Origin of the sequence: Moorena sp. SIO3H5, assembly GCF_010692395.1 — a bacterium.
Lineage (GTDB): Bacteria > Cyanobacteriota > Cyanobacteriia > Cyanobacteriales > Coleofasciculaceae > Moorena.
Window position 1 is genome coordinate 1 of record NZ_JAAHHS010000132.1, and the last position, 17912, is coordinate 17912.

Sequence of the window (17912 nt, forward strand, 5' to 3'; positions counted from 1 at the left end):
AACCCCCAAGACCGCGCAAATCACGCTAATCAATAAGTTTTACCCCTTTTCTGCATAGCCGACCAACCATAAAGGCTCAACGTAATCAGGTTTCGTCTCCGGGGAGACCCCCAAGACCGCGCTGCCTTCCCAAGACCGCGCTGCATCGCTACTCCCTACTCCCTAAAATCCTGGCTCAAAGCCCCTCAAACGTCTAGCCAAATTGATAGTGTTTTCTAACATTATAAAGAATCTTCCACGTGCAAGACATTCCAGCTGGGAAAGTGACCAAATCTCCTTTGGCAATTTGAACTGGTTCACCGCCATCTGGGGTGACAACTACTTCACCCTCTAGCAAGTAACAAATTTCCTGCTCATCGTAAGTCCAGGGAAATTCCGAGACTTCCTTTGTCCAAATTGGCCAATCTGAGACACCCAAGTTATCGAGATGGTCTTGGCTAGGACGTTCAATCAGAATTTTATTTATATTGCTCGGGGTAGACATATAGCGTTTGTATTTGAGTTGTGAAAAGAATCCTTAGAAAAAGGCAAGAGGCAAGAGGCAAGAGGCAAGAGGCAATATTTAATCAAGTATATAGGAATTTTTCATAATCTAAAAAATGGTATTCATTGTTTACAACTTATTGGTAAATGCTATAATTTTTGCAACTTAACTGTGTTAAGTGCTAAGCATTAATCCTAATCATATAGGGCATCGAGCAAAAACTTCGTAATTTGACTTTCCTCCATAGCTGACAAAAGCTTAGTGTCGGCAATGTCTAACTTAGCGCCCGCAGCATGTAAATCATCATCTAAGGCAGTTAGAAAACCTCGAGTAATGGGGTCTTCTCCCACTTGGGCAAACATCACACCCAGTTCTTCCTGAGAATCCATCTTTTTAGTTGCTGCCACTAGCAATTTGACTAAAGCCATCCGTGGCTTTGGTTCACTATCGAGGATGACGATAATAATATCACCGTTTGCTTTTGTCTGCTGGCGGGATTTACGGCTAAAGTGATCATCAATTGCAACTTTGAGCGGCTCAACCAGATTGATGCTGTCTGAACCATAGGGCTGCTCAAACAGGTCAACTAATGCCTGACTAGTGGTGTTGTCATATTTTTGATAGGGAGTAGATGCAATGTAAATGGTGAGTCCGTCTGGATCGAGTTCCTCACATTTCTTTGCCAAGGCGATAATAGACTCCTGAGCTAGCAACCACTGCTTGTCCAGTCCAGGCAGGGTTCCAAAGGTTTTAGAGGCATTTCTAGCCAGAATTATTGTGTAGTCTCGGTTTTGCAATAGGTCTTGAGACACAGTTATCCTCTGATCTCCATTTGAATCTTATCGTAAGTTTTCCCAGAAATCCTGATCAGAGCCAATCAGGACTTGGGAGAGTCTGGTTGAAAATGTTCTTTTTCTATAGCTAAGGAGTCGTAAAGAATTAAAGTTAACTGTTAAGACTTGAGAGCTTCGGATCTCGGAATAAGGAACAGCAACGGTTTGAGTAACTTTAAGTTTCTTAACACAGTCAAAAAAAATTATAGCGTTTCTCTTAGTAATGATATCTATAGCAATTCTAGGACTTGTGAGGTACAAATATCTAGGTTTTAGGGAGCAGAGAGCAGGGAGCAGGGAGCAGGGAGCACGTAAAAGAGAAGAGGCAAGAGCCAATAGTCAAACAATTATGTGTACCTCATGAGTCCTAGAATTGCTAAAAAAAATTATAAATCATTTGTAAAATAATCAAAATCTGGAATCGTTGCTGGTAAAAGGTTATAGCGGTTACTTTAGCCAATATATTTCACAAATCATTTAAAATTTCTATATGCTTGGACGAGAGTCTGGGAGGGATTTATTTATTTAGGATTAGGGTTGACAGATAATTTGTTTCGTGCTAAGTTTCTCATGGTGAATAATTTTGGTGCATCTAAATGGTCAAAAACCTAAGTACACCTAAGTACAGTTAAAACAGTAAAAAAACTGTTGAAAGGGAGCAGTTCAGCGTTGAAAAACGCTATTAATAAAGGAGCTTGAAACTTGGAAAATATCAGATGTTCAGAGCTTTCCAAGACGTTGTCAAATCTGGTAGAGTTGTTGTGCTATAGAGCCCTAACTCAGCCATTTAAAATCGCTTATACCTTCAATGAAAAAGGGGAAAAAGAAACTGATCGTATCACTTATCAGGTATTAGACCAACGCTCAAGGGCGTACGCCAGCCAGTTGCAGTCTCTGGGAGCAACGGGGGAACTAGCTTTACTAGTCTATCCACCAGGTATAGACTTCATTGCTGCCTTCAAAGGGTGCTTGTATGCTGGCGTAATTGCAGTGCCCGCATATCCACCACCGAGACACAGTCAAAATCTGTCTCCGTTGTTAGCGTAGGCATCAGATCCAGAGGAAAGCACTAGAACAAAACCAAGTAATACCCGTCTATAGCTAGGTTACAGGTGTCCGTAAGGTTATAGGTTGTGGTTAGCCATGGTTAGACCAGAAAATTGCGTACGTTATTGGCAAACAATAGTGGTGACTCCAAATTCAGTATTTGATATATGAGCAAGCAAGAATTTTCAACTTTAATTGACCTTCTCCAATATCGCTCCCACTATCAATCTGCTCGAAAAGCTTACAGTTTCCTACACAATGGGGAAAAAGAGGTAATTAGCCTAAGTTACTTTGAATTAGATGAAAAAGCCAGAGCAATTGCTGTAGAACTTCACAAACAAGTAGATAGGAATGAAAGGGCTTTACTCCTATATCCACAGGGACTAGAATTTATCGCCGCTTTATTTGGGTGTTTGTATGCAGGAGTGGTTGCCATTCCGGCACCACCACCAGACCCAATTAGACTGAAGCGGACATTACCTAGGCTTGAAGCAATTGTAAAAGATGCCCAAGCTTCCGTAATACTTACTGATGAATCAAAGTATTCCCAACTCAAAGAAGCCACTTCGGAGTTGTCTTCAGAATTCAAAAGAATCAAATGGATAGTTAGCGATAAAATTCCTACTGCGCTATCACAAGAATGGCAAAAACCAGATATAAATAGCGATACTCTTGCTTATCTTCAATACACATCCGGCTCGACTTCAACACCAAAGGGTGTGATGCTAACCCACAAAAATTTAATACACCACTGTAGTTACATAAAAGAAGCTTGGGGTTATACATCAGACAGTATCGCCACAACCTGGGTTCCCCATTTTCACGATTATGGCCTCGTTGATGGACTAATCCAACCGCTATATTCCGGTATTCCCTGCTATGTGATGTCGCCCATCGCCTTCTATATGCGACCCATTCGTTGGTTAAAGACAATTTCACACTACCGAGTTACCCATAGTCAAGGACCAAATTTTGCCTACGAACATTGCCTAAAAAGAACCACACCAGAACAAAGGGAGAATTTAGACCTAAGTAGTTGGCGTACAGCTAGCAACGGAGCCGAGCCAGTTCGCCAAGAAACAGTGGAAAATTTTATTGCTACTTTTGCTCCTTTTGGTTTCCGTAGGGATGCTCTGTATCCAGCTTATGGACTAGCGGAAGCAACTTTGTTGGTTTCGACTAAAAAACATGGGGAAAAAGCCAGGGTGTTGACCTTAGCAGCAGAAGCCCTAGAAAAAAATAGAATTGTAGTAGTATCACCAGCAGAAAAAGAGCAGGTAGTACGAAAAGTAGTTAGCTGTGGACCTCCCATTGGTGGGATGAAAGTGGCGATCGTTAATCCAAACACTTTGAAAAAATGTCAACCAGATCAGGTAGGGGAAATTTGGGTATGCGATCCAAGTATGGCTGTAGGATACTGGAATAGGTTAGAAGAGACAGAAAAGACCTTTAATGCAAACCTAGCCGAAAGTGGTGAAGGACCATTTATGCGCACAGGGGATTTAGGATTTTGGCAAGATGGGGAACTATTCATTACAGGGCGTATCAAAGACGTGATTATTATTCGTGGTCGCAACCATTATCCCCAAGATATTGAATTGACAGTGGAAAAAAGTCACCCATCACTGCGTTCTAGTCATGGAGCAGCATTTGCAGTGGAGATTAAGGGAGAAGAACGTTTAATAGTGGTTCAGGAGGTGGAGCGAAGTTACCAAAAAACACTAGATATAAATGAGGTAGTGGGAAATATTAGAGAGGCAGTCACAGACGAACATGATGTACAGGTGTATTCTGTAGCATTAATCAAAGCTGGGAGCATTCCTAAAACATCAAGTGGAAAAATACAACGCTCTGCTTGCCGAGTTAAGTTTTTGGAAGGCACATTAGACCAGTTGGAAGCAAAGGTAAAAGTCGCAAGTAAAAGTGGAGCAGCGGTCTCAATTTCAATGTAGGTATTTGGGAATTATGGGTTGATTATCATCAAGCATAATGATATCATTTTAAAGTACAGGGAGACAGCAAATTATGAAACCTGGAACCTAGGGGTATAACCCCTTATAAGTCGTTAAAAAAAAAGCAAATGGTAACCAAGGAGACAGTTTGATGTCAATAAAAATGGATGTGACCAAAAAATCTTTTAAACCAGCCAAAACTCAAAAGTCAAAAACCATATCAAATGATTACATTAAAGGTCTCCAGACCAAACACTTTCTGTTGTACAATGTCATTCCAACAATCGGAACAATAATAGCGATCGCTTTACTATGGTGGTACCCGATCAGTAGTGTAGAGATAGGATTACTAATTGGGATGTGGGCATTGACTATGGTGGGGATGACTGTAGGGTTGCACCGCTACTTTGCCCATCGTGCCTTTAAAACTAGCGAAACAATGAGAGTCATTTTAGCAATTCTAGGCTGTATGGGTGCTCAAGGGCCTGTAGTTTCCTGGGTGGCAGTGCATCGTCGTCACCATGAGTACAGCGACCTGCCTGGTGATCCCCATTCTCCAAATCTAGAAGAATTACAGGAAGGAATATGGGGAACCTTACGAGGTCTTTGGCACGCCCATGTAGGTTGGCTAACAAACCACGAGTATCCTAACCCGATGTATTATGCCCCAGAATTGATGCGAGACAAAACCATTAGCAAGATTAATCGCAATTATTTAGTGTGGATAGTTTTGGGTCTGCTAATACCAACTATTTTAGGAGGAATTATTCATGGGTCTTGGTACGGGGCTGTGGAAGGTCTTCTTTGGGGTGGATTTGTACGGATGTTTGTGGTAGATAACTCCATTTTAAGTATCAATTCATTTTCTCATGCTTTTGGGACTCATCCTTTCGATAGTAAAGACAAGAGTCGGAACAATATTTGGGTGGCTATTCCTACTTTTGGAGAATCCTGGCAGAATAATCACCATACTTTTGAAAATTCGGCAGCGATCGGTTTAAAATGGTGGCAAATAGATTTAGGTTACTGCCTAATTTGGGTATTGGAAAAATTAGGTTTAGTTTGGGATGTGAAGTTGCCAACCGCCAAAATGCTCGAAGCTAAGAAGTTAGCTTAATTGTTCAGAAGAAATAAAACTTTTCAACCTGAACAAAATATAGCGTTTCTAGGACTCATGAGGTACACATTAGTTTTTACCTCTTACCTCTTTCCTTCCCCTCCGAGGAGGGTTTAGGGGTGGGTTCCTGCTCCCTGCTCCCTGCTCCCTGCTCCCTGCTCCCTGCTCCCTAAAAACCAGAAATTTGTACCTCACAAGTCATAGAATTGCTATATATGATAGTTACACCTATCAAGTAGTCAAGAATTTATTTCCGGAAAATCTAGTAACTCCCCATCAATCAATAAATTATGGAAAACTTAACCGTAGAAACCCAAAACCTGACTAGTGTAGATAATGGAAGTATAGAGGATAAGAATGGACCCACAGTAGATGAGGTTCAGGAGTGGTTGATTTCTTATCTGTCCCAACTATTAGATCTAGAAATTGAAGAAATATCGACAACCACTTCTTTTAATCGTTATGGTCTAGATTCTTCAGCCTCAATATCTTTAACAAGCGATTTCGGGGATTGGATCTCAAAAGAGATAGACCCAACAATTCTGTATAGTTACCCCACAATAGAAGCTATGGCAGAGCACTTTGGTGGATAATCTCTGTTGAAATTTACTGGTGAGTGCTGAGGAATATATTATATATTCCTCAGCCTGTGCCAAGAAATAGTTTGTCAGTAAATCACCTCTAAATGTGTTACTAATATAATAAAGTTGTTAATAAAAATTCAAATTAATCTATCAAATAACTATTTAAAATAATCTTTGTGGATGCATAGAGCTATAAAGCAAAACTAAATCAGCTTTTCAAATAATTTTTTTAAATAACAAATTCGAGGAAGAAATAGTTAAATTACAATGAATAAAGAACCAATTGCAATTATAGGTATGGGATGTCGTTTCCCAGGAGCGAAAAATCCAGAAGCATTCTGGGAATTACTGTGTAATGGTATAGACGCAATTACCGAAGTGCCAGCTTCTCGGTGGGATAACGACTTATTTTATGACGCCGACATCTCCAAGCCAGGGAAAACGAACAGTCGGTGGGGTGGCTTTCTAGAGCAAGTAGATCGATTTGATCCGCATTTTTTTGGTATTTCTCCCCGAGAAACCCAAACCATGGATCCCCAACAACGGCTATTGCTGGAACTAGCTTGGGAAGCCTTAGAAGACGCCGGACAACCACCAGAAGAATTGGCAGGTACACCCACAGGGGTATTCATGGGGGTATCAAGCTTCGACTACTACGAACTCATCGCCCAAAACCCCAGTAACTTTAGTACCTATACAGGCACAGGTAACTTAAATTGTATTAACGCCAATCGCCTCTCATACTTTTTCGACTTCCATGGACCGAGCATGGCGATAGATACAGCCTGTTCCTCATCCCTGGTAGCAGTACACTTGGCTTGCCAAAGCCTGTGGAGTGGAGAATCTAGCCTAGCAATGGTAGGAGGGGTACATATGGTGACATCGCCGTGGATGTCGGTAGCCTATGCCCAAGGAGGATTTATGGCTGCTGACGGTAGGTGTAAAACCTTTGATGCCAAAGCTGATGGTTATGTCCGCAGTGAGGGTGCAGGGTTAGTGATACTCAAACCACTATCTAAAGCCCTGGCTAATAGAGACCGCATCTATGCCTTAGTCAAGGGCAGCGCAGTTAACCAGGATGGATACAGCAACGGGCTAACAGCCCCCAATCCTTTGGCACAGGAAGCGGTGTTACGGGCAGCATACAAAAATGCAGGTATTTCACCAGGAGATGTGCAGTATATAGAAGCCCACGGCACAGGGACAAAACTGGGAGACCCAATGGAGATGAAAGCCCTAGGAGCAGTGCTTTCTGTTGGCCGTGCTCCTGGTGACTACTGTGCAATCGGTTCGGCTAAAACCAATATCGGACATTTAGAAGCACCAGCAGGTATTGCCGGATTAATTAAAGTAGCACTGTCACTTCACTATCGCCAGATTCCACCAAGTCTAAATTTCACTGAGCCGAATCCTTATATCAAGTTTGACGACATACCATTGCGAGTACAGGAAACTCTGACACCTTGGCCAGAAAAATCAATACCAGCAATTGCCGGTGTGAGTTCCTTTGGTTTTGGTGGCACTAACTCCCATGTGGTGTTGGCAGAAGTAGAGAGTAAGGAACTATTAATAGGTAACCCACCCCCAACCCCTCCCAAGGAGGGGAGCACGGAAGAAAAACCCAAAGAACGTCCAGTGCATCTGCTAACGCTCTCAGCAAAAACGGAAGAAGCTCTAGAGCAGTTAGTCACCGGTTATCAGAAGCACCTGAAAAAACATCCAGAATTGGCAATAGGAGATGTTTGTTATACAGCCAATGTGGGGCGTACGCACTTCCAATATCGCCTCGCTGTTGTCACCAAATCGACAGAGCAGTTACAGGAACAATTAAAAGCGAAGGCAGAATCAGAGGAAACACCAGGAGTTCTGACGGGTCAAAAGATTGGTCGCAAGCGTCCTAAAGTCGCCTTCCTCTTCACCGGTCAAGGTTCCCAGTATCTGAATATGGGAAGAAAGCTATATGAAACTCAAGCTACTTTCCGTCAAGGGTTAGATCAATGTGATGAAATCCTACGTCCGTATTTGGAACATTCGCTTTTAGAAGTGCTTTATCCTCAACAAGCACAAAACTCAAGTTCCTCTTTCCTAGACCAAACTGCTTATACCCAACCGGCTCTATTTGCTGTTGAATATGCCCTCGCCAAGTTATGGGAATCTTGGGGAATCAAACCCAAGGTGGTGATGGGTCATAGTGTGGGAGAATATGTGGCAGCTTGTATTGCAGGAGTTTTCAGTCTCGAAGATGGACTGAAGTTAATTGCCATGCGTGGCAGGTTAATGCAGCAGTTGCCTGGTGGTGGCTTGATGGTATCGTTGTTGGCGTCGGAGGAGCGGGTAAAAAAGGCGATCGCGGACTATAGTTCCCAAGAGGGGTTGGACAAGCCCGCTGTAAGCATTGCTGCCATCAATGGACCGGAAAGTATCGTGATTTCTGGTGAGAGTGAAGCGATCGCAGCTATTTGCAGTAAGTTAGAAGCTCTGGGAGTAAAAACCAAACCGCTACAGGTTTCCCATGCTTTCCATTCCCCTCTGATGGAACCGATGTTGGCAGAATTTGAAGCTGTAGCCAATCAAATTACCTACCATCAACCAAAAGTACCAGTAATATCCAATGTCACAGGAGTAACAGCCGACAAGACCATTGCCACAGCCAACTATTGGGTAAATCATGTGTTAGAACCAGTCAGGTTTGCCCAAAGTATGGAGACCTTGCACCAACAAGGCTATGAAGTTTTCTTAGAAATTGGACCGAAACCAATATTATTAGGGATGGGGCGGCAGTGTCTCCCAGAAGAAATCGGTGTGTGGTTACCATCCTTGCGGGAGGGAGTATCCCAGTGGGAGCAGATGGTGTCTAGTTTAGGACAGTTATATGTACAGGGAGTACTAGTAGATTGGTTAAGGTTTGACCGAGATTATAGCCGTGAGAAAGTAGTCTTACCGACATATCCATTCCAACGGGAAAGGTATTGGCTAGAAACCCAAAATGGCTACCAACAGAAACCCTATTGGTTAAAAGACAAAAATCTGCACCCATTACTAGGAGAAAAACTCAACCTAGCCGGAATAGAGAATCAACATCGCTTTCAATCATACCTAAGGGCAGAATCCCCAGACTACCTGAATCACCACCAAGTATTTGAAAAAGTGCTATTTCCCGCCACAGGCTACCTAGAAATGGCAGCAACAGCTGCTAAAATTCTGTTCAACAAAGCCGAAGTAGAAGTAGCCGATGTAGCCATAGTAAGAGGGTTAATCCTACCAGAAACAGAAATTTTGACAATACAAACAGTAGTCAGCCCCTTAGAAAACAACAGCTATAAGTTCGAGATATTCAGCACATCAAGCACATCATCTGAGGCCGAAAATCAACAAACACCGCAATGGATGTTGCATACGGAAGGAAAGATCTATACCGAGCCGACTACTAACAGCAAAGGCAAAATCGACCTAGAGAAATACAAAAAAGAGTGTAGTCAAGCCATAGACATCAAACAACATTATCAAGAATATCGGTCAAAAGGTATAGACTACGGCAGCAGTTTCCAAGGAATAAAACAGTTGTGGAAAGGTCATGGGAAAGCCCTAGGGGAAATCGCCTTACCGGAGGAATTAACCGCAGAATTAACAGACTATCAGCTACATCCAGCCCTATTAGATGCAGCTCTACAAATCGTAAGTCATGCCATAGACAAAACCGAAACCGACCAGACCTATCTGCCAGTAGGGATAGAAAAATTGAAACTGTATCGTCAGATCACAAGCGTTGTATGGGCGATAGCAGAAATACCCTCAACTAGCTTAACCGCCGACATTTTGCTGGTAGACAACTGCGGCACGATACTAGCCTCCCTAGAGGGATTAAGGGTAAGAGCAACCACAAAATCAGCCCTATGGAGAAGTCTGCAACCAGATATCAGCCATTGGTATTATCAAATCAACTGGGAAGCGATAGCCCTACCATCAACGACCCCATCACCAGCAGTAACTAGCAAATGGTTAGTATTGGCAGAAGATACTCACCTAGTAGAAGCACTAGAAGAAAAAGGTCACGACTGCATCAGAGTATCACCAGGAGACAGATATCAGCAACTAAGTCCACAACACTATCAAATCAATCCCACCAGTGCTGAACAATTCCAACAACTGCTAGAAGAAAACCCAGGGATGACAAGGGTGGTGCATCTGTGGAGTGTGCCGGAACTAGTTGGCAAAGACCACCTAGAATTAGAGACAATGCTGGCACAAAGTTGTGGGGCTCTGCTGCATTTGGTGCAAGCAATCCTCAACAGCAAACCGGAAAAAATCCCGCAGCTGTGGTTAGTAACCCAAGGAACTCAGAGGGTCAAAAAAGACCAAGAAGTAATCAACCCCGAGTATGGAAGCTTATGGGGACTAGGACGAGTAATCGCCCAAGAACACCCAGAATTAGGGTGTAAACGCCTCGACTGTGACCCAGAAAATCAGATTACTCAAAACCTAGAAGCCCTAGTCACAGAACTGTTATCAGAAGATGTAGAAGACCAAATCGCCATACGTCAGGGCAGTCGTTATGTAGCCAGACTAGTACAAAAACCCCACAAACAGTCAATCACCTCAGCCGACCAACCAGTGCAATTAAAACTGCCAGAATACGGAGTGATAGACCACCTCAACTGGCAACCAATGCAGCGGCGTGTTCCAAAAGCTATGGAAGTAGAAATCGTTGTAGCTGCAGTGGGACTAAACTTCCGAGACGTGCTCAACGCCCTAGGATTACTTAAAGACTACTACGCCTCCCATCTAGGCATCAGCAGTGCAAAGCAACTGACCTTTGGTTTTGAATGTGCTGGTAAAATCTCTGCAGTAGGAGAACAAGTCTCACAGTGGCAAGTAGGAGATGAAGTGATAGCCACCATGCTCCACGACGGCTTCAGCAGTTTCATCACTGCCCCAGTAGAGCATGTGATGCCAAAGCCCAAACACATGAGTTTTGCAGAAGCGGCAACCCTACCCCTGACATTCCTGACTGCCTACTACGGGTTGCAGCACTTAGCTAAAATTCAACCAGGAGAGCGAGTATTAATTCATAGCGCAGCAGGTGGTGTCGGGCAAGCAGCCGTGCAAATTGCCCAACGAGCAGGGGCAGAAATATTTGCCACCGCCAGTCCGAGTAAATGGGAATTTCTCAAATCCCTGGGCATTAAGCACGTCATGAACTCCCGCACCCTAGAGTTTGCCGAGGAAATCCTCGAGCACACTGCTGGAGTTGGAGTAGATGTAGTCCTCAATAGCCTCAACGGAGAGTACATTCCCAAAAGCTTAGAAGTATTAGCCCCAACAGGGAGATTTGTCGAAATCGGCAAAATTGGGATTTGGGACCAACAGCAAGTTAAAGAAAAACGACCAGATGTCAGTTACTACCCCTTTGATTTAGGAGAAATAGCCCAACAACAACCAGGTGTAATGGCTCAACTGGCAGAGGAATTAACTCAACGATGGGACCAAGGACAACTCAAAGCCTTACCTTATAAAGTATTCCCGAGTACAGAAATAACAGCAGCCTTCCGGTATCTGCAGCAAGCCAAGCATATAGGGAAGGTAGTGGTGGAGATGCCAGAAGCCATAGGTGAGGCCCAGTCCATCAAACCAGAAGCCAGTTATTTGATTACAGGAGGATTAGGAGCCTTAGGGTTAGAAGTAGCCCAATGGATGGTTACTCAAGGAGCGAAGCATCTAGCCTTAATGGGACGTCGGGCTCCCAACCAAACAGCACAAAAAGTAATAGAGGAGTTAGAAACAGCTGGAGCTTCTGTCAGTGTGTTGTTAGGGGATATTTCTATCGAAGAAGATGTAGCCTTGGCTCTAGAGGAAATATCAGCATCATTACCCCCACTCAAAGGAGTGATTCATGCAGCTGGGGTATTGGATGACGGGGTATTACAAAAAATGAGCTGGGAGAGATTTACAAAAGTGATGGCTCCCAAGGTGTCAGGAACCTGGTATTTACATCAACTGACCCTTGATTTACCCTTAGATTTCTTTGTCTGTTTCTCGTCGATAGCTTCGATGTTGGGGAATTATGGTCAAGGAAACTATGCCGCAGCTAATGGTTTTATGGATGCGATCGCCCACTATCGTCGAGGCCAGGGATTACCAGGATTGAGTATTAACTGGGGAGCTTGGGCAGCAGGAGGCATGGCCGCTCGTTTAGATAGTTTTAATCAGCAGCGGCTTGATAGGAGTGGCATGATTGCCATCAAACCAGAACAGGGCATGATGGCATTGGGGTCATTGTTATCGGAGTCCCAAAGCCAAGTGGGGGTGTTCCCGGTTAATTGGTCAAGGTTTGTCAGCCAACTACCGGGTGGACAAAAGATGCCATTTTTGTCCGCTTTGATTTCCACTGAGCCATCATTGAACCAAAAGTCGGCATTTTTGTTAAAGTTCGAGGCGACGGTACCCAGCGAACGTCGTTCGTTATTAGTAGATCATGTTCGTTCTCAAGTCGCACCAGTGTTAGGAATACATAATCCCAAATCCATTTCATTAGAAGCAGGCTTTTTTGAATTAGGTATGGATTCTTTGACCTCTGTGGAGTTGAGGAATAAGTTACAAACCAGTTTAGAATGTTCCCTGCCACCAACTCTAGCTTTTGACTATCCCACCGTGGATAAAATTGTAGATTATTTAGTTCAGAATGTTTTAGATAAAAAGTCTTCCGAGACTTCATTACCCAAAGGAACAGAGCCTCGGAATGATGAAAACGAAGAAAACTTGTTAGCTCGCACAAAAGAACTTTCAGAAGACAATTTAGAAGAACTGATTAACCAAGAATTTAGTTTGCTTATTAATGAATAAGGAAGGTAGTGAGCGAATGGAAAATTTATCCCAGAACGACGATCAACTAACGCCTTTGCAAAAATCGTTTTTGGTAATTAAAGGATTGCGGTCGAAACTGGATAAACTGGAGAAATCTCAAATAGAACCGATCGCGATCGTTGGTATGGGTTGTCGCTTTCCTGGAGGTGCATCTACCCCAGAAGCCTTCTGGAACCTCTTACAAAACGGAGTAGATGCTATCACTGAAGTCCCACCAGACCGATGGAATCTGGATGATTACTACAACCCTGACCCAGAAGCTCCTGGAAAAATGTACACCCGTTACGGTGGCTTTATTGAACAATTACAGGAGTTTGATGCCCCTTTCTTTCAAATCTCTGCCAAAGAAACAATTTCTCTAGACCCTCAACATCGCCTACTATTAGAAGTTGCTTGGGAAGCTCTTGAACAGGGAGCACAAAATCCTGAAGGATTAGCAGGAACGAAAACCGGTGTATTTATCGGCATTTGTAGTCATGACTATGGCCAACGCCTAATCAACCGAGGTGTTGAAGACATTGATGCTTATCTGGTTAGTGGTAATACCTACAGTACCGCATCAGGGCGACTCTCTTACATTTTGGGACTTACAGGACCAAGCTTAGCAGTTGATACAGCCTGCTCTTCTTCGTTGGTAAGTGTCCATTTAGCCTGTTCGAGTCTGAGGAACCGAGAGTGCAATTTAGCTCTTGCAGGAGGAGTCTCCAGGCTGATTTCCCCAGAGTACAGCATCAACTTTTCTAAAGCCCGAATGCTATCTGCCAATGGTCGTTGTAAGACTTTTGATGCGACAGCTGACGGATATGTTCGTGGTGAAGGATGCGGCATAGTTGTACTTAAGCGTTTATCAGATGCTCTGGCTGATGGAGATAATATCCAGGCGGTGATTCGTGGTACTGCTATCAACCAAGATGGTCATACCAGTGGTTTAACGGTTCCTCATGGTCCGTCTCAAGTAGATGTTATCCATCAAGCGTTGAAAAATGGGGAAATAGATCCAGCAAGTGTTAGTTATCTTGAGGCTCATGGCACAGGTACTTCTTTGGGAGACCCCATTGAAGTTGGAGCAATAGGAACAGTATTTGAAAAAACTCACTCTCAAGAGCAACCATTAATCATTGGTTCAGCTAAAACTAATATAGGTCACTTAGAGGGAGCAGCAGGAATAGCTGGTTTGATGAAGGTAGTCCTGCAACTGCAACATCAACAAATAGCAGCATCACTACATTTTAACCAGCCGAATCCTTATATTAATTGGTCTCAATTACCGGTGCAGGTGTCTACTCAACTGACTCCTTGGCAAAGGAATGGGAAAAGTCGCCTCGCTGGAGTAAGTTCCTTTGGTTTTAGTGGAACGAATGCCCATGTCATCCTAGAACAAGCTCCAGAACCAGTCAAAGTCAAACATCAAGACTCACAAAAGCGTCCACTACATCTGCTCACCCTGTCAGGGAAAACAGACAAAGCCCTAGCCGAGCTAGTCAATCGTTATCAACGTCACCTAGAAACTCATCGAGAGCAAGAACTAGCAGATGTATGTTACACAGCTAACACAGGAAGGGCTAATTTTCAGCATCGCCTGGCAGTGCTCGCCTCTGAGCCAGAGGAATTAGCCGCCAAACTGGTCCAGTATACAGCAGGGGAGGAAGTAGGCGGAGTATACTCAGGACAACTGGCTCATGGAGATAGTTTAGCCAAAGTAGCCTTCCTCTTCACAGGTCAAGGTTCCCAGTATGTGAATATGGGAAGGCAACTGTATGAACAAGCACCGACTTTCCGTCAAGCTTTAGATCGATGCGACCAAATTTTACAACCCTATCTAGAAGAGCCACTATTAGAAGTTATTTATCCTATTGATTCACAAAACTCAACTTCTAATTTGTTAGACCAAACAGGTTATACCCAACCTGCTCTATTTGCTGTAGAATATGCCCTCGCCAAGTTATGGGAATCTTGGGGAATCAAACCAAATGTGGTGATGGGTCACAGTGTGGGAGAATATGTGGCAGCTTGTGTGGCAGGAGTTTTCAGTCTTGAAGATGGTCTGAAGTTAATTGCCATGCGGGGAAAGTTGATGCAACAGTTACCCTCTGGTGGTGAAATGGTTTCTTTGTTAGCATCAGAATCTCAAGTCAGAGAAGCCATAGGAGATTATAGTTCGCAAGTAACAATAGCAGCGATTAATGGACCGGAAAGTATCGTGATTTCTGGTGAGAGTGAAGCGATCGCAGCTATTTGCAGTAAGTTAGAAGCTCTGGGAGTAAAGACCAAACCGCTACAGGTTTCCCATGCTTTCCATTCCCCTCTGATGGAACCGATGTTGGCAGAATTTGAAGCTGTAGCCAATCAAATAACCTATAGTCAGCCTCAGATACCACTGATATCAAATGTTACTGGGAAACAGGTGGGAGAGGAGATTACTTTTGCTGAATATTGGGTACGTCATGTGCGTCAACCAGTAGAATTTGCCCAGAGTATGAAAACTCTAGAAGAGCAAGGATATGAAACCTTCCTGGAAATCGGACCCAAACCAATATTGTTAGGCATGGGAAAACAATGTTTACCAGAAGAGGTGGGTGTCTGGTTACCATCATTACGTCCAGGAGTAGAAGAATGGCAGCAGATGCTTTCTAGTTTAGGGCAGTTATATGTAGAGGGATCCCAAGTAGATTGGCAAGGATTTGAGGAAGATTATGCTTGTCAGAAGGTAGCATTGCCGACATATCCCTTCCAGCGAGAAAGGTATTGGGTAGAAACTAATAATGGTCTTCCGAAAAAACAGTATTTGTCAACAAGCCAAGCTATCCACCCCCTATTAGGTCAAAAACTCAATTGTGCGAGTGAACAACAAATTTTTCAGTCAGTTATAGGGGAATGCTCCCCAGCCTACCTCAGCCACCACAGAGTATTTGATAAAGCATTATTTCCCACGACCGCCTATTTAGAAATGGCTACAGCAGCCGGAAACTACCAATTGAGAAATCGCAATTTGGTAATAGAAGATTTCTTAATTCGCCAGGGATTTATTTTGCCCCCAGGAGAACTGCTTTCAGCCCAAACCATACTCACTCCAACAGACAACCAAAGCTACAATTTCAAAATATTTTCTCAACAAGAACAAGAAAACGAGGAACAAAAGTGGGTACTCCATGCCACAGGTAAAATAAGATCAGACCAAACAGAGAAAACTCCTAAAACCGACTTGGAAAAATACCAGAGAGAGTGTAGTCATTCGATAGAAATCAGTCAACATTATCAACAATGTCGGCAAATTGGTATAGACTATGGCAGTAATTTCCAAGGCATATACAAGTTATGGTCTGGTGAAAACCAAGCACTAGCCGAGATTAAGTTACCTGAAGAATTGCTCGGAGAAACCATCGACTATCAGTTCCATCCGGCATTACTAGATGCAGCCTTGCAGGTAACTTTTAGTGCACTGCCACAAACAGATAGTGACAAAACTTATCTGCCAGTAGGAATAGAACAGTTCAAAGTATATTGTAGTCCAGGACTTTCCCTATGGGCTTACGCATCAGTGATGACCCCTGTCGAGGAAACTCAAGAAAGTTTGACTACTCAAGTAACGCTAGTGAGTCCAGATGGAGAAATCATTGCCACAGTCAAAGGTTTACAAGTAAAACTGGCGACTCAACAAACTCTACTAAGAACAGAAGTAGAATCAATAACTAATTGGTTGTATGAAGTAGAATGGAGAACCAAATGTCTTTTGGGCAAGTTGCTACCTCCTGATTTCTTGCTGGCTCCTGTAGAAGTTTCTCAAAAATTAACTCCCAGCCTAGCAGAATTAGTAACTCAAGTAGATAATGCTCGTACCTCAGAAATTGGCAGGAGCTTAGAAGAATTAAGCGTAGATTATATAGTGCAAGCCTTGGGGTCAATGGGTTGGTCATACCAGCCAACAGAGAGCTTCGACTTGGAGGGAGCAGCCAAAAAATTAGGCATAGTTCCTACCCATCGACCACTGTTTAGGCGTTTGCTAGAAATCTTAGCAGAAGTAGGAATACTCCAGTCCCAGCAACAACGGTGGCAGGTGCAACAAACCTTAGCTCAAGTCAATCCTACTGAAAAAAGCCAGAGTTTACTGAGTCAATATCCAGAGGAAACAGCAACATTGACACTACTGGAACGTTGTGCAAATCAATTAAGTGGGGTATTACGAGGGGCAATAGACCCAGTACAGTTAGTGTTCCCCCAAGGAGATTTGACCACAGCGACTCAACTTTATGAAGAGTCAACAGTAGCTAAAGTGATGAACACAATAGTAGAAAAATCCATCACCAAGGCCATAGAAAAATTACCCAAAAGCCGAGGAATACGGTTGTTGGAAATCGGAGCTGGAACAGGAGGGACAACAAGCTACATCCTGCCTCATATAAATCCCCAGCAAACCGAATATATATTCACTGATATAGGGGCATTATTTACAGCAAAAGCCCAAGATAAATTTCAGGATTATCAATTCATTAGCTATCAAACCTTAGACATAGAAGTAGACCCGACAACCCAAGGATTTGAGGCTCATCAATATGATGTAATTATTGCAGCAAATGTGCTCCATGCAACCAGCAGTATAAAGCAAACCTTATCCCATGTGCGGCAACTGTTGGCACCAGGGGGAATGTTGGTCTTGTATGAAGCAACAACTCCAATTAGGTGGGTGGATTTAATCTTTGGACTATTAGAAGGATGGTGGAAATTCAGTGATTATGAATTACGACCAGACTACCCACTGCTGAGTCGCCAACAGTGGCAAAAGGTGTTGAGTGAAACAGGTTTTACTCAAGTAGTAACCATGCCAGAAGTGGAGGGAATGGCAAAAGCTTTGTCAGAGCAAACGGTGATTGTAGCCCAAGCAGCTACTACAACCAATGAACAAACGAAGGAGACATCGAAAGGTTGGTTGATACTAGCAGACACTCAAGGAATTGCTCAACACTTAGCTAGCCAACTGCGCTCAGTGGGAGAGGTTTGTACTTTAGTGTTTGCAGGAGAAAAATATCAACAGATAGC

Annotated in this window: 9 protein-coding genes; 6 read left to right on the plus strand and 3 right to left on the minus strand. The window is 43.4% G+C overall.

Annotated features, from left to right (window positions below):
- Positions 1-193: 193 nt before the first annotated feature.
- The 3 genes from F6K52_RS16155 to F6K52_RS16165 form a co-directional block, all read right to left on the minus strand.
- A complete protein-coding gene (locus F6K52_RS16155) occupies positions 194-484 on the minus strand; it encodes a cupin domain-containing protein (protein ID WP_293079314.1) in 291 nt (96 codons plus the stop codon).
- Positions 485-678: 194 nt separating this feature from the next.
- Complete coding sequence (locus F6K52_RS16160; protein ID WP_293079316.1) at positions 679-1296, minus strand: hypothetical protein; 618 nt, start codon at positions 1294-1296, stop codon at positions 679-681.
- A gap of 27 nt (positions 1297-1323) precedes the next feature.
- A complete protein-coding gene (locus F6K52_RS16165; RefSeq protein ID WP_293079318.1) occupies positions 1324-1653 on the minus strand; it encodes a hypothetical protein in 330 nt (109 codons plus the stop codon).
- A 366-nt stretch (positions 1654-2019) separates the two neighbouring features.
- On the opposite strand from F6K52_RS16165, the gene F6K52_RS16170 reads away from it, so the two are divergent.
- From F6K52_RS16170 to F6K52_RS16195, 6 genes are all read left to right on the plus strand, one after another.
- Entirely contained in the window at positions 2020-2364 is a 345-nt protein-coding gene (locus F6K52_RS16170) for an AMP-binding protein (RefSeq protein ID WP_293079320.1), read from the plus strand.
- Between the two features lie 167 nt (positions 2365-2531).
- Entirely contained in the window at positions 2532-4316 is a 1785-nt protein-coding gene (locus tag F6K52_RS16175) for a fatty acyl-AMP ligase (RefSeq protein WP_293079322.1), read from the plus strand.
- Positions 4317-4467: 151 nt separating this feature from the next.
- Positions 4468-5433 carry an acyl-CoA desaturase gene (locus F6K52_RS16180; protein ID WP_293079324.1) on the plus strand — a complete coding sequence of 322 codons (966 nt, stop codon included), beginning with the start codon at positions 4468-4470 and terminating at the stop codon, positions 5431-5433.
- A gap of 290 nt (positions 5434-5723) precedes the next feature.
- Positions 5724-6026: an acyl carrier protein gene (locus tag F6K52_RS16185; RefSeq protein WP_293079326.1), complete on the plus strand. Its 303-nt coding sequence runs from the start codon at positions 5724-5726 to the stop codon at positions 6024-6026.
- Between the two features lie 258 nt (positions 6027-6284).
- Positions 6285-12857, plus strand: coding sequence for a type I polyketide synthase (locus tag F6K52_RS16190; protein WP_293079328.1), 6573 nt, complete (start codon positions 6285-6287; stop codon positions 12855-12857).
- Positions 12858-12873: 16 nt separating this feature from the next.
- A partial coding sequence (locus tag F6K52_RS16195; RefSeq protein ID WP_293079330.1) for a type I polyketide synthase occupies positions 12874-17912 on the plus strand: 5039 nt, incomplete at its 3' end.